The following is a 19,924-nucleotide window of genomic DNA, read 5'->3' on the forward strand; positions in this document are numbered from 1 at the left end:
GAGGGAATGCGGATGCTGGTGCCGGAGATCGTGACCTGGGTGACCGACCTCGACCACGCGTCGACCGACCCGGGGACCGCGCTCCAGAACGCCTCGAAGGTGATCATCGCCTTCTTCATCTTCGGCATCGCCCTGGACACCCACCTGGCCGACTTCCGCGACGTCGTACGACGCCCCGGGGTGATCGCGGTCGGGCTGGTCGCCCAGTACCTGGTCGCCCCGGCGCTGACGCTGGCCCTGACGCTGGCCCTCGACGTCCGCGGCTCGGTGGCGATCGGCATGCTGCTGGTGGCCTGCTGCCCGGCCGGCAACCTCTCCAACATCCTGACCCATCGCGCCCGCGGCGACGTCGCGCTGTCGATCTCGATGACCGGCACCTCCAACGTGCTCGCCGTGGCGGTCACCCCGGTGGCCCTGGCCTTCTGGAGCAGCCTCAACCCCGCCGCCGACGCCCTGCTGACCGAGATCTCGCTCGACCCGTGGGAGATGGTCGGCGAGGTCGCGCTGCTGATCGGCCTCCCCTTCGCCGCCGGCCTGTTCGTCGCCTGGAAGTGGCCGGCGATCGCGGCCCGCGGCTCACGGTTCGTCGAGCCGGCCGCCCTGGCGATGCTGCTGCTGATCATCGTCGGCGGCCTGGCCACCAAGGGCGGCACGATCATCACCTACGCCGGCGTCGTTACCGCGCCGATCCTGCTGCAGAACGCGATCGCCCTGGCCACCGGCTACGGCACGGGCCGCGCGCTGCGACTGCCCGTCGCCGGCACCCGGGCGATGACCTTCGAGCTCGGGGTGCGCAACACCGCCCTGGCCCTGGTGCTGGCGCTGGCGTTCTTCGGTGAGCTCGGCGGCGTGATCCTGGTCGCCGCCCTGTGGGGACTGTGGGACGTGATCACCGGCCTGGCCCTGGCCACCTGGTGGAGGCGGCGTACGCCGACGGCCGAGACGACCGAGGAGCCGGCCCGGTCGATGTGACACCGGCGATCCCCCTCGCGCTCGCACAGGTCAGCATGCGGGAAGGTGCCCATCGCCGAGTTCGTTCGACGCGGCGCCGGGGTGGCGGGTGCTGAGCGCCAGCCCGGTCGGGGTCGTGTGCCTGAGACCCCGGCATCCCGATGTCTGGGGCACACGACCCGGATCCGCGGGCCGAGGCGGACGGTCCCGCCGCTCCCGCCGCAGCCGGATGCCTCATCGATGCCTAGGCTGGAGCAGCCATCCCCGAGCACGAGACGAGATCCCCATGCCCGCCAGTCGCTCCGCCCGACTGAGGAAGGCCAGCGCCGAGGCAGGGGCGCTGGCCGTCGTCCGCATCGACCTGAGCCCCGACGACTCCTACGCCTACAAGATCTCGTGCACGCAGTGCGAGGTACCGCGGCCCGGGACCGGCACCCGCGCCTGGAGCACGCGGCGGCCGGGCGAGGACAACGGCTACATGGCCGCGATGGATCGGTGGATCTTCCACCTCACCTCCCGGCACCCCGATGCCGAGGCCCCGTGCCTGACCTACCTGGACCAGGCTCGCGCGCGCCTCCAGGAGCGACGAGACGCCCAGGGCTGAGGCACGCGCCCGGCCGCTCGGCACGGGCGGCGAGGCACCCCGGGGCCCGGCGACGTCGCCCACCAGCCGGCTCGGTCGCCCGTCGGGAGATGCCAGCGCGGCGGGGCGCTAGGCCAGCGAGCCGCCGAAGATCTGCCAGGCCAACGCCGACTTCGCCACCAGGCTCAGGACCAGGTACGCCTTCTCACCGAAGAGGTAGTCCGCCCAGCGACCCACGCGGCGGTACTGCAGCCACTGGTTGGCAGCGAAGCTCATGAACAGCACGAACAGCGAGACCACGATCCCGTAGACGAATCCGGGGACCGTGTCTGCGCCGACCACGTTGATCACGATCGCCACCCAGGGCGCTGCGCCCACCAGGGAGCCGAACCAGAACGGCACCATGGTCGTGCGCGACCGGTCCGGCGGGTTCATGACCTCCTGGATCCAGCCGAACAGGATCATCGCGACATTGGCGCCCACCACCGCGACCACGGCCGTGATCTCGGTGATGCCGTTGTAGAACCCGATCAGCACCACCATCACGGTGGCGCTCAGCGAGTACTCGATCCATCGGAACCTGTTGAACCCTCGCTCCAGCTCGGCCTCGTACCGCCGGCGGAACACCGTCGCGGTGAGGGCATGGTCGAGCGCGGCGAGCGCCAGGAACACCGCGACCGCCACCGCGACGTTGACGTCGACGAGCGGCTCCGGCGCAGGCGCCGGGGTCCCCGGAGGGCCCTGGGGGTACGACGAGGTCACCGTGATCGCGAAGTCGCTGGCCAGCACCAGGACCGCGACCGCCTGGGCCGCGTGGAGAACGGCCAATCCGATGTTCCACCGGCGAAGATCGGCCAACCGATCACCGCTCGGGGCCGCCTGCGCCGCGTGCGTCTGCTCGCTCATCGCCACCACCTCCCTGGTCGCTCTCCTGCACTCCCCAACCTAGAGGCCCCGGTCGTGCGCCGCAGGGTCATCCACCCGGGCGGCGAGCCGGCCGAGCCGGCCGCGGGGGCCCGGGCGCCCGCCTCAGCTGAAGATCATGCAGCTCGACGTCGCGTGGGCGACGAGACGGTCCTGGGCGTCGTACAGCTTCGCCTCGGCCAGCGCGGTACGACGGCCGCGCTGGAGCACCGTGCCGACCGCGCGCAGGCGACCGGAGTCGACAGTGGCGGCCCGGAGGAACTTCACGGACAGGTCGAGGGAGGTGTAGCCCTCCCCCACACCCAGGGTGGAGTGCACCGAGCAGCCGCAGGCGGTGTCGAGCAGCGTGGAGTGGACGCCGCCGTGCACGCTGCCGATCGGGTTGTAGTGACGCGGCTCGGGGACCAGCTCGACGGCGACCGAGCCGCGGTCGAGGATCTCGAAGTTGACCATGCCGAGCGTGCCGGCGATCGGCGCCGGAGGCAGCCGGCCGTCGATGATCGCGGACAGCTGCTCGTAGCCGTCGTGCGCGGCGGGGTCGAAACCACTGCCTTCGACCTGGGTTTCGACAACAGACTCAGCCATGGCCCCATCGAACCAGCGAGAACCTGGGTCTGTCAACGAGACCCAGGGGCTATGGTGGAGCCATGGGCACCCCGTCGACCTCGACGCCCCCGACCGCGCTCACCTGGTCGGTGGACAACTGCTCCCTGGGCCGGGCGATGGCGATCCTCGGCGAGCGCTGGACGGTCGTCGTGCTGCGCGAGGTCTTCCTCGGCGTACGCCGGTTCGCCGACATCCAGCGTCACGCCGGCATCCCGCGTCAGGTGCTCACCGCCCGGCTGGCGACGCTCGTGGAGCACGGCATCCTGCACCGGGTCCCCTACCAGGACGAGGGCGCCCGCACCCGGCACGAGTACCGGCTGACCGAGATCGGGATGGAGCTGCAGCCGATCCTGCTCGCGATCACCCGCTGGGGCGACGCGCACCTGGCCGACCCGGCCGGGGTGCCGACCGAGTTCGTGCACCGCGACTGCGGGGCGCCGGTGCACGTCGAGATCCACTGCGCGGCCGGGCACCACCTGGCCGACCCGCGGGAGGTGACCAGCCGGCCCGGCCCGTCTGCCAAGCCCTTCGGCGCGGCGGCACGGGAGGCCTGAGGACCCCGACCGGCGGCGCGCGGATCAGCGCACGAAGACCTTCAGCGCCTTCCGCGCGCCGCCCAGGTTCCTGGTCTGCGGGTGGATCACCGTCAGCGTGACCCGGGTCTTCTTCCGCACCGGAAGCGCCCGCTTCGTGATCCGCACCTTCGCCACGAAGCCGCAGCCGTCGCGCACCGGCACGGTCACCTTCGCGAGCTGCCGCTTGCCCTTGATGGCGCGCACCGTCACGGTGCCCGCGCAGGTGGCCGGGTCGACCGCGAACGCGCCTGCGAGCGAGCCCTTCACCCGGTAGACGTACGGCGGCTTGCGGTCGCGCCGGGGCTGGCGCTGGACCGACAGCCGGACGGCCGCGCGGACCCGGACCGCCGCCCCGACCGGGACGTCCCCGGCGGCGGCCGGGGTCTCCTTGCCGCCGACCGTGCCGTCGCCGACCGAGTCGCCGTCGCCGTACCCCAGTCGCCCCGCGGTCCCGAAGCCCCAGCAGCGGAGCGCACCGGTGGTCAGCGTCGCGCAGGTGTGCACGCCACCGGCGGCGACCGCGACCGCGGTGCCGCCCAGCGGCAGGTCGCCGGCGTCGCCCGGGGTTGCCCGACCCGGCGGCACGGTCAGGCCGGCGCCGATCTCGACCGGGTCCCCGTAGCCCAGCCGCCCCGACCCGCCTGCGCCCCAGCAGCGGACACCGCCGGCACTCATCAGCGCGCACGAGTGGAGGCGGCTGGCGGTGATCGCGACCGCCGTGCCGCCGAGCGGCACGTCCCCGGCGTCGGCCGGGGTCTCCTTGCCGGGCACGCTCCCGTCGCCGACGGTGTCGGTGTTGCCGTACCCGAGCCGCCCGAAGGAGCCGGTCCCCCAGCAGCGGACGGCACCGGTGGCCATCAGCGCGCACGTGTGGCCAGCGCCGGCGGTGATCGCGACGGCCTTCCCGCCCAGGGGCACGTCCCCGGCGTCGGCCGGGGTCTCCTTCCCCGGCGCCGAGCCGTCGCCGACCGTGTCCGTGTCGCCGTACCCCAGCTCGGCGAGGCCCCCGTAGCCCCAGCAGCGGACCGCGCCGGTGGCCATCAACGCGCAGGTGTGGACGTCGCCCGCGGTGATCGCGACCGCCCTTCCACCCAGCGGCACGTCCCCGGCGTCGGCCGGGGTCTCCTTCCCCGGCGTCGTCCCGCCCCCGACGTCCGCGGCGTCGCCGTACCCCAGCTGGCCGGAGTTCGCGCGGCCCCAGCACCGCACCGCGCCGGTGGCCATCAGCGCGCAGGTGTGGGCGCCGCCGGCGGCGATCGCGACCGCCTTCCCGCCCAGGGGCACATCGCCCGCGTCGGCCGGGGTCTCGTTGCCCACGCTCCCGGCGCCGACGCCCGAGGTGTCGCCGTACCCCAGCCTCCCGTCGGCCCCAATGCCCCAGCACCGGACGGCATCGGTGGTCAGCAACGCGCAGGTGTGATCCTCGCCCGCGGTGATCGCCACCGCCCTGCCGCCGAGCGGTACGTCACCGGCGGCGGCGGGGGTCTCCATCCCCGTCGTCGTCCCGTCGCCCACGGCCTGGCTGTCGCCGTACCCCAGCGCTCCGGTGTCGCCGAAGCCCCAGCAGCGGACCGCACCGGTGGTGGTCAACGCGCACGTGTGCGATCCGCCGGCGGCGAGGGAGGCCGCGGCCACCCGCCACCGAGGCGAGGAGGCTGGTTCCGCCGACGCCGTCGGACCCGGTACGACGGAGGACAGCGCGACGACCAGGCAGAGAGCGATGGCCGCCGGCCAGCGCCCGCGGAGCCGCGCCCGCCGTCGATCCCGTCGGGTGGACAACACGCGAGACCGCTCGGTCGCCGTCGACACCCCCAGCACGCTACGCGCGCGGGGGGCGGCCTGCCTAGGCCTGCCTAGGCAGGCTCGGGCTCAGGAGGTCCGACGCATGGCCCACTCGCGGATCGCCTCGATCCGCTGCTGCAGCTGGTCCGCGGTGGCCACCGCGGCCGCCGGCCCGCCGCACTGCTTGCGCAGCGCCGCGTGGGTGACGCCGTGCGGCTGGTTGGTCCGGTGGTACCAGGAGGCGACCAGGCCGTTGAGCTCGCGGCGCAGCACCGCGAGGTGCTCGTGGGTGGTCACGTCGGCGACGGTGTCCGGCTCCGGCTTCGCCGTGATCGACTCACGGGCAGCACGCTGGGCGCTGCGCCGGTCGTCCTGCCGCTTGCGCAGCAGGTCCTTGACCTGGTCCGGCTCGAGCAGGCCCGGGATGCCGAGGAAGTCCATCTCCTCCTCCGACCCGACCTGCACCTCGCCCTCGTGGCCGAACTGCGCGCCCTCGTAGAGCGCGTGGTCGAAGCGGGCCTGGGAGCCCAGCGCCTCCCACGGACCGGTCTCCAGCTCACCCGAGGCCTTCTCCGAGGCGTTCGCCTTGGCCATCAGGTCCTCCTCGGCGGCGAAGATGTCGCCGTCCTCGGACTGCGGCTTGCCCAGCACGTGGTCGCGCTGGGCCTCCATCTCGCCGGCGAACTTGAGCAGGCCGGGCACCGAGGGCAGGAAGACCGAGGCGATCTCGCCCCGGGTCCGGGCCCGGACGAAGCGGCCGACGGCCTGGGCGAAGAAGAGCGGCGTGGAGATCGTCGTCGCCCACACGCCTACCGCCAGGCGCGGCACGTCGACACCCTCGGAGACCATCCGGACGGCGACCAGCCAGCGCCGTTCGCCGTCCTCGGAGAACTCGGTGATCTTCTTCGAGGCGGCCTTCTCGTCGGAGAGGACGACGGTCGGCAGCTCGCCGGTGATCTGCTTGAGCGTCTTCGCGTAGGACCGGGCGGACTCCTGGTCGGTGGCGATCACCAGGCCGCCGGCGTCGGGGACGTGGCGGCGCACCTCGGTCAGCCGCTTGTCGGCGGCGGCGAGCACCGACGGGATCCAGGCGCCCTTGGGGTCCAGCGCGGTGCGCAGCGCCTGCTGGTGCATGTCCTTGGTCAGCGGGCCGCCGAGGCTCGCGGCCACCTCGTCGCCGGCCTTCGTCCGCCAGCTCATCTCGCCGGAGTAGGCGAGGAACAGCACCGGGCGGACCACGTGGTCGCGCAGCGCGTCGGCGTAGCCGTAGGTGAAGTCCGCCTTCGAGGTCGGCACCCCGCCCTCGCCGGGCTCGTAGCTGACGAACGGGATCGGGTTGATGTCGGAGCGGAACGGCGTACCGGTCAGGGCCAGGCGGCGGGCCGCCGGCTCGAACGCCTCACGGACGCCGTCACCCCACGACAGCGAGTCCCCGGCGTGGTGCACCTCGTCGAGGATGACCAGGGTGCGGAACCGCTCGGTGCGGATCCGCAGCGCCAGCGGGTTCACGCCGACACCGGCGTAGGTGACCGCGACGCCGACGTAGTCCTTGGAGATCTTGCCCTGGCCGGCCGAGTAGTTCGGGTCGATCGGCAGGCCGGCCTTCGCGGCCGCGTTCGCCCACTGCGTCTTGAGGTGCTCGGTGGGCGCGACGATGATCAGCCGGTCGACGACCCGCCGGTTCATCAGCTCGGAGGCGACGGTCAGCGCGAACGTCGTCTTGCCGGCGCCGGGCGTCGCCACGGCGAGGAAGTCGCGCGGGCTCCGCTCGAGGTAGTCGGTGAGGGCGGCCGCCTGCCAGGCGCGCAGCGACGGCGCCGTTCCCCATGCGGCCCGCTCGGGCCAGGCCGGACCGAGCCCGGTCCGGGGAAGCGCGGCGCCGTGATCGGCGCCGCTCACTCGCCGTCGTCCGGGTTGTCGTCTCCGCCGAGCTCTTCCCAGATCTCCTTGCACTCCGGGCAGACCGGGTACTTCTCCGGCGCCCGGCTCGGGACCCAGACCTTGCCGCACAGGGCCACCACCGGGGTGCCCATCACCATCGCCTCGGTGAGCTTGTCCTTGGTGACGTAGTGCGACATCCGGTCGTGATCACCGGCGTCCGTCGGGACGGTACGGCGGTCCTCGCGGACGTCCGTGTCTGTCGAGAAGCCGATCGTGGTCACGGGAGCAGTCTAATGCCCACCGGACACATCCACCTCCCCCGGGAGCTGCCAGCGCACCACGACCGCCACCGCCAGGGTGAGCACCGCACCGGCCAGCCCGACCGCCGCGACCGCGTCGGCGAACGCAGCCGTCGCGGCGGGCTCGACCGCGGTCCCGAGCGCTCCCGTCAACGACTCCGTGGCCACCTCGGGCGCCCCGGCGGGCAGGCCCGCCCGGTAGACCGCGCCGGCCAGCGTGCCGAAGAGCGCGATCCCGAGCACGCCGCCGATCTCGTAGGACATCTCCTCCACCGCGGCCGCCGATCCGGCTTGGTCCGGCGGCGCGCTGCCCATGATCAGCGCGGAGGCCAGGCCGAGTGCCGCGGTCCCGAAGCCGACCAGCAGCAGCGCCAGCGCCACCCCCGGGTAGGGCAGCGGACGCGGCAGCAGCCACAGCGCCGCGAGGCCCACGGCGAGCACCAGCAGGCCGGCGACGAGCACGCGTCGCGCGCCGACCCGGGCCGCGACGGCCGGCGCCAGCGGTGGCCCGACCAGGCCGCCGACCGCCATCGGCAGCAGCGCGAACCCGGCGACCAGCGGCGACCACCCCTGGACCAGCTGCAGCCACTGCGAGCCGACGAAGAGCAGCGCCATGATCACCGTGCTGCTGACCAGCGCGGTCAGCACCCCGGCCCGGAAGACCGGGTCGAGGAAGAGCCGGACGGCCAGCATCGGGTCGTCCTGCCGGGCGCAGCGGCGCACGAACGCCGCGAGCGCCGCGCCGCCGAGCGCGAGCAGCGCCAGCGTCGCCGGGTCGACGCCCTCCTTGCCGAGGTGCTTCACGGCGTAGACGACGGCGACCATGCCGGCCACCGAGAGCAGCACGCCGGCGGGGTCGATCCGTCCCGGCCGCTCCGAGCGGCTCTCGGGCAGCAGCAGCCGGCCCGCCACCAGCGCGGCGACCATCAGCGGGACGTTGACCAGGAACGCGGCGTGCCAGCTGAACGCCTGCAGCAGGGCGCCGCCGACGATCGGGCCGATCGCGCCGCCGACCGCCGCCGTCGAGGCCCACAGGCCGAGCGCCGTCGCGCGCTCCCGCGGGTCGGGGAAGAGCACCCGGATCATCGACAGGGTGGCGGGCATGATCATCGCGCCACCGAGGCCGAGCAGCGCGCGGAGCGCGATCACCTCGCCCGCGGAGTCGGCGCCGAGCACCGCCAGCGAGGCGACGCCGAAGATGGCGAAACCGGTCAGCAGCATCCGACGACGGCCCCAGCGGTCGGCCAGCGCGGCCACCGGGACCAGCAGCCCCGCCAGGACCATGGCATAGGCGTCGACGATCCACAGCTGCGCCAGCGCGCCGGCGCCGAGGTCCGCGGTGAGATCGGGCAGCGCGACGTTGAGCACGGTCATGTCCATGACCACGACCAGCAGGCTGGCGCCGAGCACTGCCAGGCCCGCCCACCGGCGCGGAGCCGGGGGCGTCGCCGGGGCCCCCAGGGGGGCCGGAGCCTGCAGGGTCACCGCGACCCCCCTCCCTCGAGGAAGGTGGTGCGCACGAGCGCGCGGGCGTCGCGACGGGTCACGTCGCCGGCGACGAGGGCGTCGCGAGCCCCGACGAGCAGTCCGTACACGGCGTGGGCGAACCAACGCGCCGGCATGTCGCTGCGCAGCACGCCCGCCCGCTGGGCGGCGGCGTACAGCGCGATCTCGCGGGAGAACAGGGACTCGGAGCGCTCCCGCAGGCCGGGGTCGGTGACCACGGTGGGGTCGGTGAGCGCGATGCCGAACTCCTCGGCGTCCCCGACGTACTGCTCGAGCATGCCGACCAGGACGCCCCGGAGCCCGGCGGCGTCGCGGCCACCGGCGGCCGCCGCCTCCGCCGCGGAGAGGCTCTGCTCCCAGCGGTCCAGCGAGCGCAGTCCGATCTCGCGCAGCAGGTCCTCCCGGCTGGCGAAGTGGCGGTGCACGGTGGCGCGCCCGACGCCGGCCGCGGCCGCGATCTGTGCCATCGACGCCGTCGGCTCCACGGCGAGCAGGCGCTGCGCCGCCACCACCACGGTGTCCCGCGTACCCATCACGAACCCCTCCACTACGAATGAGACATCAGTGTCTCACTTGAGACACTGATGTCTCAAGTAGCGGAGATCGCGGGGCCGAGTCTCTCGCCCGTCAGTTCATCTCCGGGTCGGCCGGGCGGGTCACGTGCAGCGCGAGGTCGCCCGGCTGGCGGCGCATCACGGCGCGCCACAGTCCGCCGGTGTCGCCGGTGAACACGTCGTCCCTCGTCGCGGGGACGACGTACCAGCTGCCCTCCTCGATCTCGGCCTGCAGCTGGCCGGCGCCCCAGCCGGCGTACCCGGCGAAGATCCGCAGCCGGTGGACGGTGCCCTCGACCAGCTCCGCGGGGGTGTCGAGGTCGAGCAGGCCGAGCTCCTCCCAGACCGGCTGGAAGCCGGCTGCGCCCTGGCCGCCCGGCAGCGCCTCGGCGACGGCGAGGGCGCCGTCGGTGGAGACCGGTCCCCCTTGGAAGAGCACCTCGGGCTCCTCGACGACATCGCCCCACGCACCGAGCACCTCGCCCACCGGCACCACCGAGGGCCGGTTGAGGACGACGCCGAGCGCCCCGTCGGCGCTGACGTCGAGCAGCAGCACCACGGTGTCGACGAAGTTCGGGTCGAGCAGATCGGGGCTCGCCAGCAGGAGCATCCCCGCGGCCGGTGCCAGCTCGTCACTCACCGGACCATCATCCACCACGACACAGGCCATCGGGCCGAGTCGAGGCGGGAGGTCAGGCGGCGAGCGCGGCGCGGATCCGCTCGAGCAGGCCGACCCGCCTGCCGGCGGCCGGTGCGGGGTCGAGGGCGGAGACGCCCCGGTGGAGGCGGCGAGCGCGCTCCTCGATCTCGGCGCCGATCCGGCGCGCGGCCGGAGCGGCCAGGCCGGAGCGGCCGGCCATCACGGCGAGGAAGGCGTGCTCCTTGCCGGTGGCGACCTCCATCGCGTGCGCGATCGCCTCGTCCGTGGGCTCGGCGCGGTAGCGGTCGAGGACCAGCCGGACCCCGGCGAGCTCCTCGGCGGTGCGGCTCCACGCCAGCGCCACCGCCTCGGTCAGGTCCAGCGGCTGGCCGGCGAGCACGCCCTCGATCCGGCCGGACAGGCGGGTGTGCCACTTCAGCTGCAGCGCGGCGAGCAGGTCGAGCTCGTCGCGGAAGGTCTCGGCGACGCCGTCGACGTCCATCGGCAGGAGGCCGTCGCGACGGGCCGCCGAGGCCGCGATCACGGCACGCAGGGTGTCGCCGCGGCGGTGGTAGGCCTTCCAGCTCATGGTCAAGGCTCCTCGTTCGGGGGCGATCGCCGGAGCCCGCCGAGGCACCTCGTCCCGGAGATACCGGGAGCATCCGACATACCGCTGGTACGTACCTCGAGTATGGCCCAGTCCGCCACCCGATCGCCCCTCCGCTCGGCGTGATTCGAACCACCTCGCACGGGTGACGCGAGTCACGGACGGACCGGCTCACCCCTATGCTGACGCGGGTGGCGAAGACACCGGTGTCGAAGTTCATGCCGAAGGTCCCGAAGGTGCCCGGCGTCGACGCGATGCCCGGCGCCGGCCGCCGAGCGGCGTACTCGGCGTCGACGAAGCGCGCCCTGGTCGACGTCGCCGAGGAGCTCTTCACCGCGAACGGGTACGCCGCGACCTCCCTCGACGCGGTCGTGGCCGGCGCCCAGGTGACCAAGGGCGCGCTCTACCACCACTTCTCCGGCAAGCAGGCACTCTTCGAGGCGGTCTTCGAGCGCGTCGAGGAGGACGCCGCCCGGCGGATCCAGCAGGCGCTGCGCGCTCACCGCGACCCGTGGGAGAAGGCCCGGGAGGGCCTGCGGGCGTTCCTGACGGTGGTCCGCGAGCCGGGCTACCGCACGATCGTGATCCAGGAGGGACCGTCGGTCCTGGGCTACGAACGGTTCCGGGCACAGGAGGAGCGCTCCACCTACGCCAGCGTCGTGGAGATCGTCCGCTCGACGCTCGCCGCCGGGTCGTGGGACCTGCCGGAGGAGATGCTGCAGACCTACGCCCAGATCTTCTTCGGCGCGCTCTCCTCCGCGGGCGCCTCGGTGGCCACCGCGAGCGATCCCGCGCTGGCCGCCCAGCGCGTGGAGGCCGCGATCGGCTTCCTGCTCAGCGGCGTCGAGGGCCTGGTCGCGGCCGGCGTGGAGCTCCCGAACGGCGTCGGCCGGGCCACCGTGGGTGACCCGGCCGAGGAGGCGCGGGGGTAGACCGCCCGCGGGCGGTCAGCGACTCACTTGCCGAACGTCAGCGATCCGCCGGAGGCGTCGTTCGGCACCAGCTCGATCCACACGTGGCCGGCCGGGACGGTGAGGTCCCCGTCGGCGGTGGAGAGCTCGAGCGGAGCGTCGGCACCGTCCTTGGTCCAGGTGCCCTTCACGACCCTGCCGCCGTGGAAGAGCAGCGCGTCGCCGGTGCTGTCGAACTTGCTCTCCGGAACCGGGTTGCCGGCCGGGTCCTTGTAGCCGGCGTCACCGACCGGCACGCGCAGCACCAGCACGGTGTCGGCCGGGAACTGGTCCTCGGCGGGCGCGTTGGAGTTCTGGTTGACGTAGCCGCTCTTCTTGCTGAAGGACCACTGCGTGGTGTGCGAGCCGAAGTCGGCGGCGATCGTGGTCGCCTTCCTGCCGGCCGGGACGTCCTCGCCGGTCCCCCACGGCAGGTAGTCGTCGGGGCGCGCGGCCTCGCCGTCCTCCAGCCCCTTCGCGACCTTGGTCAGGTCGGCCATCAGGTTGTACGGCGCCCGCCGGTCGCTGGCCCGGTAGAAGCCGGCCGATCCCTCGGTCTTCCAGGTGACGCCGGCCTCCTTGAGGCGGCCGTAGGTCACTGGGGCGGCACCGCTGGTGACGACGGTGGCGTCCACGGGCGAGACGATGCCGATGTCGCTGGCGCGCATCGACCGGACCGGGCCGACCTCGCCGGGGAGGTCGGAGTAGTAGAACGCCGCCAGCCGGGTGACGCCGCCCTCGACGAGCTCCTCGACGACCAGGTCGGCGTGGCTGAGGCCCTCCTGCGGGGAGCTGGAGGGGGTGTTGTCCATCTTCAGCACCAGCACCGGGCGGTCCTGCTCGGCCGACTGCTTCCCGGTGACCTCGAGGCCGGTCATCGGCCAGGTCTCGGGCGCCGCCTCGGGAGTCGGGGTCGCGGACGGCTCGCTGCTGGCCGGCTCCTCGTCACCTCCACCGCAGGCGGCGACGGCGAGGCTGAGGGCGACCAGCGCTGCTGGCAGCGCGGCACGGTGGCGGATGTTCACTGGCGGATGCTCCGATCGATCACTGTCTGGCGCGGCCATCGTCCAGTCTGGCCCGAGACGCGACACGCCCGCGCAGTCTGCGCGGGCGTGTCGTGGTTGGCCAAATTTGGCGGGCTGCGGTGCCGAGTCGGCAGAAGTCTCTGCCGACTCGCACTCCGGACGTCAGCCCAGCGTGGCGCCGCCGTCGACGTACAGGGTCTGGCCGGTGATGTACGAGGCCTCGTCGCTGGCCAGGAACGTGACCGCGGCGGCGATGTCGGCGGGCTCGCCGACGCGCTTGACCGGGTTCGCCTCGGCGCTGAGCCGGCGGAACTCGTCCACGTCCATCTTGAGGCGGGCCGCGGTGGCGTCGGTCATCTCGGTGGCGATGAAGCCCGGCGCGACGGCGTTGACGTTGATGCCGAACGGGCCGAGCTCGATGCCGAGGGTCCGGGTGAAGCCCTGGATGCCCATCTTGGCGGCGGAGTAGTTCGCCTGGCCGCGGTTGCCCAGCGCGGAGGTCGAGGAGATGTTGACGACCTTGCCGTACCGCTGCTCCACGAAGTGCTTCTGCGCGGCCTGGGTCATCAGGAACGCGCCCTTGAGGTGCACGCCCATGACCAGGTCCCAGTCGACCTCGGTCATCTTGAACAGCAGGTTGTCGCGGGTGACGCCGGCGTTGTTGACGAGCACGTGGATGCCGCCGAGCTCGGCGACGACGCGCTCCACGGCGGCGGAGGCGGACTCGGCGTCGGCGACGTTGCAGCCCACCCCGATGGCCTTCGCACCGTCGACCAGGGGCAGCTTCGCGGCGGCCTCAGCGGCGGCGGCCTCGTCCAGGTCGAGGATCGCGACGGACGCGCCCTCCTCGGCGAACCGCACGGCGGTGCCGAACCCGATCCCGCGCGCGGCGCCGGTGATGACGGCAACCCGTCCTGCGAAACGACCCATGCCTGATCCCTCTTTCGACGTGTGGTGGTCTGTGCTGGTCGGTCCCGACCGGGCGGCAGCCTACGCGTCGAGCGCGGCGCGCAGGCGGGCGGCGTACTCCGCGGACTCGCCGGCGGCGTACTTCCGGCGGGGCCAGAAGAAGCCGCGCAAGCCGTCGCCCCTGGTCCGGGGCACGACGTGCAGGTGCAGGTGCGGGACCGACTGGCTGACCGTGTTGTTCACCGCGCAAAAACTTCCTTGGGCACCCAGTACATCGACCATCGCCGCGCAGAGGCGCTGCGCCGCGGCCAGGAACTCCTCGCGCAGCGCCGCGGGGAGGTCCGGCAGCGTGACCACGTGCTCGCGGGGCACCAGCAGCACGTGGCCCTTGAAGAGCGGCCGCCGGTCGAGGAAGGCCACCAGCCGTTCGCTCCCCCACACGAGGTCGGCGGGCTCGGCGCCCGCGGCGATGGCGCAGAAGACACAGTCCTCCATGCACCGGAGACTAGGGCTCCCCTAGCCGGCGCGCAGCGTCCGACCGACGGTCCTGGGCGCCCGTTCGAGGCCCGCCCGGACGACGACGTCGGGGTGATCGGAGAAGACGGCGTCCACGCCGGCCTCGACGAACGCCGCGACCTCGCCGGCGAGGTCGCCCGTGGCCGCGGGGTCCTCGCCGAGGCGCAGGTTGCTCGGCAGGAACCGGTTCTCGGCGCGCAGGGTCCAGACGACGACCTTGAGCCCGGCTGCGCGCGCGTCCTCGACGACCGCGCTCGGGGCGCCGATCGCGCCGTCGGCGTCGCGCGGCAGCACCAGGTCCTTCGCCGGGGCGACCCACTGCGCATAGGTCGCGATCTCGGCCAGGCCGTCGGGCGTGACCAGGTCGCGGTAGGTGGTGGTGTCGCCGGCCGCCACCAGGTCGTACGGCGCCTCGCGCTCGTCGTCGACCAACTGGGCCAGCGGGACCCGCGTCATCGTCGCCAGCTCGCGCAGCACGCCGGGCTCGAAGGACTCGACGAGCACGGGCGCCTCCGGTCGGTCCAGGCCGTGTCGCCGCAGCGCGGCCACCACCCGCTCGGCGACCGGCAGGCCGATCGAGGCGTAGTAGGCGGCGTTCTTGATCTCGGGCACCACGCCGATCCGGCGCCCCGTGCGCAGGGACGCCCTCTGCGCCAGGACGAGGATCTCGTCGAGGGTCGGCACGTGGAAGCGGCCGTCGAACCGGGCGTTCGTGGGCCGCAGGCCGGGCAGCCGCTCCTTGGCCCGCAGCGTGCGCAGCTCGGCGAGGGTCAGGTCCTCGGTGAACCAGCCGGTCACCTGCCGGCCGTTGACCGTCCGGGAGGTGCGCCGCTCGGCGAGCTCGGGGTGGTCGGCGACGTCGGTGGTGGCGCCGATCTCGTTCTCGTGGCGGGCCACGAGCACGCCGTCCCTGGTGCAGACCAGGTCCGGCTCGATGGAGTCAGCGCCCATCGCGATCGCCAGGCGGTATGCCGCCAGGGTGTGCTCGGGTCGGTAGCCGGAGGCGCCACGGTGCGCGATCACCAGCGGAGATCTCATGCGGCCAGCCCAGCAGCGCCAGGTGGCGCGACGGCGAGCCGCAGGTGAAGCGCCGGCGAGCGCCGGAGGACGACCCGGTTCGGCGGGCGCGTCGGCGCGGGGTCAGGCGGGCATCCGGGCCCGCAGGAACCGCACCGTGCGATCCATCGCCGCGACGAACGCCGGGCCGAAGGCGTGCTGGTCGTCGTACCACTCCAGGGTGGCGTCGACGCCGGCAGCCTCGAGCGCGCGGTGGGTGGCCGAGGCCCAGCGCGGCGGGCAGGTCTCGTCGGCCCGTCCGTGCGCCATCAGCACCGGCTCGGTGATCCGGTCGAGGTAGGGGCGGGAGGAGACGCCGCGCCAGAAGCCGGGGTCCTCGTCGGGGAACCCGACGCCCTTCAGCTGGGCCCGGAGCTCGGACTCGGGGGTGTCGGAGCGGTTGAAGTGCTCGAAGTTCTCGGCCTCCAGGCTCGACACGGAGGCCCAGACCACACCGGCCGCGACCAGCCCGGGCTCGGCCTCGAGCGCCTTGAGCACGACGCCGCTGCCCATCGACCGGCCGAACAGCGCGACCCGGTCCGGGTCGACGGCGACGTCGTCGGAGGCGAGCAGCGCGCGGACCGCGGCGACCACGTCGGCGCTGTAGCCGAGCCGGACGGCTGGCGCCGAGCGCGGGTCGTCGTCGGACTCGGCGTGGTTGCGGTAGTCCACGTGCAGCGCGACGTGGCCCCGGTCGGCCAGGTAGCCGCGCTCGCGGGTCATCCCCTGTCCCCGCACGTAGTACGCCGGGTCGATGTAGCCGTGCGCGAGCACGACCGCCGGGAACGGGCCCCGACCGGTCGGGACGTTGAGCACGCCGCTGATGGTCAGCGGGGCACTGCCGGCCCCGCGGAGGCTGGAGCGGAACGTCACGTCGTAGGAGGTGAACCGGTCGGTGCGCTCGCGGACGGCGCCGAGCCGCAGTCCGCCGCCGACGAGGTCGGCGTCGGCCAGCGCGGGGACGGAGATCGGGCGGGGCTTCCGCGCCCGATCGCCGGCGGCGGGCGTGGTCGGCGCGGTCGGCGTGGTCGGCGCGGTCGTCGCGGTCGTCGCCGGCGGGTCGCTCGTGGACGTCGCGGCAGAGGAGCTGCCGCCCCCGGAGGGCCGCTGCGGCTCCTCGGCCGAGCAGCCGAGCCCCAGCGACACCAGCGCCGCCGCGACGAGCGCGCCGGCGCCGCGTCGCGCGGTGGTGGACTCCAGCGCCATGCGGCGACGGTAGCGCGGCGTCCCCCGCCGGCCCGGCCGCCGCGGGTGACGCGCGGCGCCCGGATGGCGCTCGGGCGGCGACCGGGTGGCGCGGCTGGCGCCGCGGCGTACGTTGGGCACATGCGGATCGCCATCGTCGGAGGTCACGGGAAGATCGCCCGCCTGCTGCACCCACTGCTGGTCGGCGCGGGGCACCAACCGGTCGCGCTCGTGCGGCGCGACTCCTACCGAGAACGACTGGAGGGAATGGGCGCGGAGGTGCGCCTGGTCGACCTGGAGAACGACGACGAGTCGGCCCTGGCCGAGGCCTTCGCCGGCTGCCACGCGGTGGTCTTCGCGGCCGGCGCCGGCCCCGACGGCAAGGTGGAGCGCAAGCGGTCCGTGGACCTCGAGGGGGCGCTGAAGTCGATCGCGGCGGCCCGCATCAGCGAGATCCAGCGGTTCGTCCAGGTCTCGGCGATCAACGTCGACGAGCCGGTGCCCGACGACGCCGAGCCGGCCTGGCGGGCCTACGTCGCCGCGAAGCGGGACGCGGACGCCGCCCTGCGCGCCAGCGACCTCGACTGGACCATCGTGCGCCCGGGGCTGCTGACCGATGCGCCGGGCACCGGGCTCGTCGCGCTGGGGCCCGACGTGGCCCGCGGGGAGATCCCGCGGGCGGACGTGGCCGCGGTCATCGCGGCGGTGCTGACCGAGCCGGCGACCGTGGGCTACCAGTGGAACGTGGTCGGCGGCGCGACGCCGGTCAAGGCGGCGATCGACGCCGCCCTCGGCGGCTGAGCCCGACCGACGCCGCTCGGCCCTGCGTTGAAGCTCAGCCGACCGCGCGGCGGACCAGGTCGGCGACCGCCTTCTCGACCTCGTCGGTGATGGCCGTGACCGCGAACGCGGTGGGCCACATCGGACCGTCGTCGAGCTGCGCGGGCTCGTTGAACCCGAACGAGGCGTACCGCTCCCCGAACTTCGCGGCGCCCTTGACGAAGCAGACCACCTTGCCCTCCTGGGCGTAGGCCGGCATGCCGTACCAGGTCTTCGCCGCCAGTCCGGGCGCGACGTCGAGGACGATGGCGTGGATCCGCTCGGCGATGGCGCGGTCCGCCGCGGGCATCTCCGCGATCGCGTCGAGGCAGGCCCGCTCCTCCTTGACCCGCTTGTTGCCGCCCCTGGCGACCCTGAGCTCCTCGGCCCGCGCCGTCATCGCCGACCGCTCCGACTCGGTGAATCCTCCGGTGGTGGTCATCGCGCCCTCCTGTGGCTCGCCCCTGTCGGTCCGTGCGCCGGCGAGATCCGCCGACACCGACGACGCTAGGCGGGACCGCTGACCGGCGCTTCTCCGTTCCTGACCGGTTCAGCGGGCGGGCGGGCGCCGCGCGGCGCGCCGCCAAACGCCGACCGCGCGGCGCCCCGGTGGCCGGGTGCGCCGCGCGGTGACGAGGGGTGCTACTTGTTGAAGCCGATGGTCACGGTCTTCGGCGCCGTGCCGTCGCCGAGGTTGATCAGCAGGTCGTACTTCTTGTTCGCGGCGAAGGTGACGTTGTTGTACGCCGCCTTGGTCGAGAGGTTGAAGATGTACTGACCGTCGGAGTACCGGAACGCGTTGCCCGTGGTGGCGGCCGAGGTCGACACCGCCTCGTCGACGCCGGTGCCGGACACGGAGCCGGCGGCCACGACGCTGAGGGTGGGCTTGGCGTTCGTGATCGGGACGCCGCCGCAGGCGAGGGTGAACTTCACCGGGACGGTCGAGCCGACCTTGAACAGGCTGGAGCCGTCGCGGTTGATCGGCTGGAGCACACCGGTGTACGCCGAGCCGTAGACACCGCGGTAGGTCCGGCTCTCGTCCTTGACGTTGCCGGCGAGGTCCGTCGCCGTCGCCGTGTAGACGAAGTCACCGAGGCCGAGGGTGGCCGGCGCGGTCCAGCTGTCGCTGCTGTCGACGACGCCGGAGCCCTCGTTCCCGTCCTTCAGCAGCGGGTCGCTGGGGTCGAACGTCGGCGCCTGCGCGGTGCAGATGTCGATGCTCGCACCGTCGACGGCGCCGCTGATGTTGAGGTCCGGCGCGGTCAGGTCGATCTTCGCCCGGTCACCGCTGCCGTTGGTGTTTCCGGCGAGGTCGGTGGCCGTGCAGGAGACGTCGTGGATGCCCTCACCGACGGCATCGAAGGTGCCGACTCCGCCGGTCAGAACGACCGACTCGGTGATGGCACCGTCGGTGCAGGTCACACCCGCGAGGCCGCTGAGGGCGTCGCTGGCGGTCACCGTGACCTCGACCGGGCTGTCCTTGAACCACTCGGCATCCGGCGCCTGGACGGTGATCTCCGGCTGGGTCAGGTCGATCTTGACCTGGGCGGTCGCGGCCGCCGACGTGTTGCCGACCGCGTCGGTCGCGGTGCAGGTCACGTCGTGGATGCCCTCGCCGGTGGCGTCGAAGGTGCCGACCCCGCCGGTCAGGGCGACCGACTCGGTGGTGGCGCCATCAGTGCACGAGGCGGTGACTCCGGGGCGGTCGTCGCTGGCGGTGACGGTGACCGGGACCGGGCTCGTCCTGAACCAGCCGCTGGCCGGGGTGTCCACCGAGAGGTCGATGGTCGGCGGGGTGGTGTCCTTGGTCTCGACCGGAGGCGCGGGCACGCAATCGACGCTGACGCCGTAGGACGGCCGCGACGTGACAGCGCCCGACTCCGCCTGGAGAACGAAGCCGGACTCCGCTCCGGTCAGAGTCAGCGTGACAGTTCCGCTGAGCGTGGTGATGTCGTCATCGATCGTGGTGGTGAATCCGACGGTGGTGGTGCTGTTCTTCGCCCAGTTCGTGGGGATGGTCTGCGTCGTCGGACTGAGTGCCACAGTGACGCCAGCCGGTGCGGTGGGGGTGAGCACGATCCGCTCGCCCGGCTTGAAGTGCAGCGACGAGATCTGCACCTGGCCGTCGCTGATGTTCTTGATTCCCAGCGAGCCGGAGACCGCGGTCCCGAGAGTGGTGCACGCGCGCCCATCCGCCGAGTAGACGACGTCGTTGGGCATGGAGGGAGCGACATCGGCGTCGAGCTGCTGAGCCTTGTCCTCCGCAGAGGCCCAGGTGGCGGTACCGAGAACGAGTACGCCGGCCGCGCCGAGGGCGGCGATGCCCCGGCGACCCCGCCGCTCAATCGGGCGGGAGAAGAGAGTGGTCATGGGTGGCTTTCACTTCCAATCCAGTGGAGGCGGTCAGGAGCAGCGGGACCGACCCCCGGATTGAACGGTTCCGCATCCACCGAAACGAGGACCGAGACCCGGGGTTAGGGGTTCTCGGGTAAAGAAATGCCCACGTCCGTCAGCGCCCGGATCGCGGCCTCTGCAGGCACGGCAACGGCCCACCGC

Annotated in this window: 21 protein-coding genes; 5 read left to right on the forward strand and 16 right to left on the reverse strand. The window is 73.4% G+C overall.

Translation table 11 applies throughout. The features are described from left to right. Positions 1–12 precede the first annotated feature (12 nt). A complete protein-coding gene (locus E8D34_RS10270; RefSeq protein WP_136594531.1) occupies positions 13–972 on the forward strand; it encodes a bile acid:sodium symporter family protein in 960 nt (319 codons plus the stop codon). 265 nt (positions 973–1,237) lie between these two features. Then, entirely contained in the window at positions 1,238–1,555 is a 318-nt protein-coding gene (locus E8D34_RS10275; protein ID WP_136594532.1) for a hypothetical protein, read from the forward strand. Positions 1,556–1,663: 108 nt separating this feature from the next. Here E8D34_RS10275 and heR read toward each other — a convergent pair whose 3' ends face one another. Continuing rightward, positions 1,664–2,440, reverse strand: coding sequence for a heliorhodopsin HeR (heR, locus tag E8D34_RS10280; RefSeq protein ID WP_136594533.1), 777 nt, complete (start codon positions 2,438–2,440; stop codon positions 1,664–1,666). Positions 2,441–2,563: 123 nt separating this feature from the next. Next, positions 2,564–3,043 (reverse strand): PaaI family thioesterase, encoded by a 480-nt coding sequence (locus tag E8D34_RS10285; RefSeq protein ID WP_136594534.1) that lies wholly within the window; start codon positions 3,041–3,043, stop codon positions 2,564–2,566. A 62-nt stretch (positions 3,044–3,105) separates the two neighbouring features. On the opposite strand from E8D34_RS10285, the gene E8D34_RS10290 reads away from it, so the two are divergent. Further along, positions 3,106–3,618: a helix-turn-helix domain-containing protein gene (locus tag E8D34_RS10290; protein ID WP_136594535.1), complete on the forward strand. Its 513-nt coding sequence runs from the start codon at positions 3,106–3,108 to the stop codon at positions 3,616–3,618. 24 nt (positions 3,619–3,642) lie between these two features. On the opposite strand, the gene E8D34_RS10295 is transcribed toward E8D34_RS10290, so the two are convergent. From E8D34_RS10295 to E8D34_RS10325, 7 genes are all read right to left on the reverse strand, one after another. Beyond that, positions 3,643–5,229, reverse strand: a complete 1,587-nt coding sequence (locus E8D34_RS10295) for a hypothetical protein (protein ID WP_168929396.1) — start codon at positions 5,227–5,229, stop codon at positions 3,643–3,645. A gap of 279 nt (positions 5,230–5,508) precedes the next feature. Continuing rightward, on the reverse strand, positions 5,509–7,230 hold the full coding sequence (locus tag E8D34_RS10300) for a DEAD/DEAH box helicase (RefSeq protein WP_240771283.1): 1,722 nt from the start codon (positions 7,228–7,230) through the stop codon (positions 5,509–5,511). Between the two features lie 86 nt (positions 7,231–7,316). Next, positions 7,317–7,574 (reverse strand): DUF3039 domain-containing protein, encoded by a 258-nt coding sequence (locus E8D34_RS10305; protein WP_240771284.1) that lies wholly within the window; start codon positions 7,572–7,574, stop codon positions 7,317–7,319. An 18-nt stretch (positions 7,575–7,592) separates the two neighbouring features. Beyond that, positions 7,593–9,086: an MFS transporter gene (locus tag E8D34_RS10310; RefSeq protein ID WP_240771276.1), complete on the reverse strand. Its 1,494-nt coding sequence runs from the start codon at positions 9,084–9,086 to the stop codon at positions 7,593–7,595. After that, positions 9,083–9,640, reverse strand: coding sequence for a TetR/AcrR family transcriptional regulator (locus E8D34_RS10315; protein WP_136594538.1), 558 nt, complete (start codon positions 9,638–9,640; stop codon positions 9,083–9,085). Before E8D34_RS10315 ends, E8D34_RS10310 begins: the two co-directional genes overlap by 4 nt. A gap of 94 nt (positions 9,641–9,734) precedes the next feature. Then, positions 9,735–10,301, reverse strand: coding sequence for a YqgE/AlgH family protein (locus E8D34_RS10320; RefSeq protein ID WP_240771277.1), 567 nt, complete (start codon positions 10,299–10,301; stop codon positions 9,735–9,737). Positions 10,302–10,353: 52 nt separating this feature from the next. After that, positions 10,354–10,890 carry a hypothetical protein gene (locus tag E8D34_RS10325; protein WP_136594540.1) on the reverse strand — a complete coding sequence of 179 codons (537 nt, stop codon included), beginning with the start codon at positions 10,888–10,890 and terminating at the stop codon, positions 10,354–10,356. A 209-nt stretch (positions 10,891–11,099) separates the two neighbouring features. Here E8D34_RS10325 and E8D34_RS10330 point away from each other — a divergent pair, with 209 nt between their 5' ends. Further along, entirely contained in the window at positions 11,100–11,840 is a 741-nt protein-coding gene (locus tag E8D34_RS10330) for a TetR/AcrR family transcriptional regulator (RefSeq protein WP_136594541.1), read from the forward strand. Between the two features lie 23 nt (positions 11,841–11,863). Here the strand turns inward: E8D34_RS10330 and E8D34_RS10335 are convergent, their stop codons facing one another. The 5 genes from E8D34_RS10335 to E8D34_RS10355 form a co-directional block, all read right to left on the reverse strand. Beyond that, the gene (locus E8D34_RS10335) at positions 11,864–12,883 is read right to left on the reverse strand and encodes a DUF3048 domain-containing protein (protein WP_168929397.1); all 1,020 of its coding nucleotides are present in this window, start codon (positions 12,881–12,883) and stop codon (positions 11,864–11,866) included. 162 nt (positions 12,884–13,045) lie between these two features. After that, positions 13,046–13,813 carry a 3-oxoacyl-ACP reductase FabG gene (gene fabG / locus E8D34_RS10340; RefSeq protein ID WP_136594543.1) on the reverse strand — a complete coding sequence of 256 codons (768 nt, stop codon included), beginning with the start codon at positions 13,811–13,813 and terminating at the stop codon, positions 13,046–13,048. A gap of 60 nt (positions 13,814–13,873) precedes the next feature. Further along, complete coding sequence (locus tag E8D34_RS10345; RefSeq protein ID WP_136594544.1) at positions 13,874–14,287, reverse strand: HIT family protein; 414 nt, start codon at positions 14,285–14,287, stop codon at positions 13,874–13,876. Between the two features lie 21 nt (positions 14,288–14,308). Continuing rightward, positions 14,309–15,346: a glycerophosphodiester phosphodiesterase gene (locus tag E8D34_RS10350; RefSeq protein WP_136594545.1), complete on the reverse strand. Its 1,038-nt coding sequence runs from the start codon at positions 15,344–15,346 to the stop codon at positions 14,309–14,311. Positions 15,347–15,448: 102 nt separating this feature from the next. Then, a complete protein-coding gene (locus tag E8D34_RS10355; RefSeq protein WP_206056659.1) occupies positions 15,449–16,570 on the reverse strand; it encodes a prolyl oligopeptidase family serine peptidase in 1,122 nt (373 codons plus the stop codon). A gap of 120 nt (positions 16,571–16,690) precedes the next feature. Between E8D34_RS10355 and E8D34_RS10360 the strand changes: the two genes are divergently transcribed. After that, positions 16,691–17,350 (forward strand): SDR family oxidoreductase, encoded by a 660-nt coding sequence (locus E8D34_RS10360; RefSeq protein WP_136594546.1) that lies wholly within the window; start codon positions 16,691–16,693, stop codon positions 17,348–17,350. A 34-nt stretch (positions 17,351–17,384) separates the two neighbouring features. Here E8D34_RS10360 and E8D34_RS10365 read toward each other — a convergent pair whose 3' ends face one another. Both E8D34_RS10365 and E8D34_RS10370 read right to left on the reverse strand, forming a co-directional pair. Beyond that, a complete protein-coding gene (locus E8D34_RS10365) occupies positions 17,385–17,810 on the reverse strand; it encodes a DUF1801 domain-containing protein (protein WP_136594547.1) in 426 nt (141 codons plus the stop codon). Between the two features lie 200 nt (positions 17,811–18,010). Beyond that, the gene (locus E8D34_RS10370; protein WP_136594548.1) at positions 18,011–19,738 is read right to left on the reverse strand and encodes a PxKF domain-containing protein; all 1,728 of its coding nucleotides are present in this window, start codon (positions 19,736–19,738) and stop codon (positions 18,011–18,013) included. Between the last annotated feature and the right edge of the window lie 186 nt (positions 19,739–19,924).

The sequence above is a fragment of the Nocardioides sp. GY 10113 genome (genome assembly GCF_004919105.1).
GTDB lineage: Bacteria > Actinomycetota > Actinomycetes > Propionibacteriales > Nocardioidaceae > Nocardioides.

What these genes read in the sequence shown, in the direction of transcription:
- fabG (WP_136594543.1), bottom strand. Translation starts at nt 13,813, where the DNA reads ATGGGTCGTTTCGCAGGACGGGTTGCCGTCATCACCGGCGCCGCGCGC.
- E8D34_RS10315 (WP_136594538.1), bottom strand. Translation starts at nt 9,640, where the DNA reads ATGGGTACGCGGGACACCGTGGTGGTGGCGGCGCAGCGCCTGCTCGCC.
- E8D34_RS10290 (WP_136594535.1), top strand. Translation starts at nt 3,106, where the DNA reads ATGGGCACCCCGTCGACCTCGACGCCCCCGACCGCGCTCACCTGGTCG.
- E8D34_RS10285 (WP_136594534.1), bottom strand. Translation starts at nt 3,043, where the DNA reads ATGGCTGAGTCTGTTGTCGAAACCCAGGTCGAAGGCAGTGGTTTCGAC.
- E8D34_RS10275 (WP_136594532.1), top strand. Translation starts at nt 1,238, where the DNA reads ATGCCCGCCAGTCGCTCCGCCCGACTGAGGAAGGCCAGCGCCGAGGCA.
- E8D34_RS10365 (WP_136594547.1), bottom strand. Translation starts at nt 17,810, where the DNA reads ATGACCACCACCGGAGGATTCACCGAGTCGGAGCGGTCGGCGATGACG.
- E8D34_RS10360 (WP_136594546.1), top strand. Translation starts at nt 16,691, where the DNA reads ATGCGGATCGCCATCGTCGGAGGTCACGGGAAGATCGCCCGCCTGCTG.
- heR (WP_136594533.1), bottom strand. Translation starts at nt 2,440, where the DNA reads ATGAGCGAGCAGACGCACGCGGCGCAGGCGGCCCCGAGCGGTGATCGG.
- E8D34_RS10270 (WP_136594531.1), top strand. Translation starts at nt 13, where the DNA reads ATGCTGGTGCCGGAGATCGTGACCTGGGTGACCGACCTCGACCACGCG.
- E8D34_RS10345 (WP_136594544.1), bottom strand. Translation starts at nt 14,287, where the DNA reads ATGGAGGACTGTGTCTTCTGCGCCATCGCCGCGGGCGCCGAGCCCGCC.
- E8D34_RS10325 (WP_136594540.1), bottom strand. Translation starts at nt 10,890, where the DNA reads ATGAGCTGGAAGGCCTACCACCGCCGCGGCGACACCCTGCGTGCCGTG.
- E8D34_RS10350 (WP_136594545.1), bottom strand. Translation starts at nt 15,346, where the DNA reads ATGAGATCTCCGCTGGTGATCGCGCACCGTGGCGCCTCCGGCTACCGA.
- E8D34_RS10355 (WP_206056659.1), bottom strand. Translation starts at nt 16,570, where the DNA reads ATGGCGCTGGAGTCCACCACCGCGCGACGCGGCGCCGGCGCGCTCGTC.
- E8D34_RS10370 (WP_136594548.1), bottom strand. Translation starts at nt 19,738, where the DNA reads ATGACCACTCTCTTCTCCCGCCCGATTGAGCGGCGGGGTCGCCGGGGC.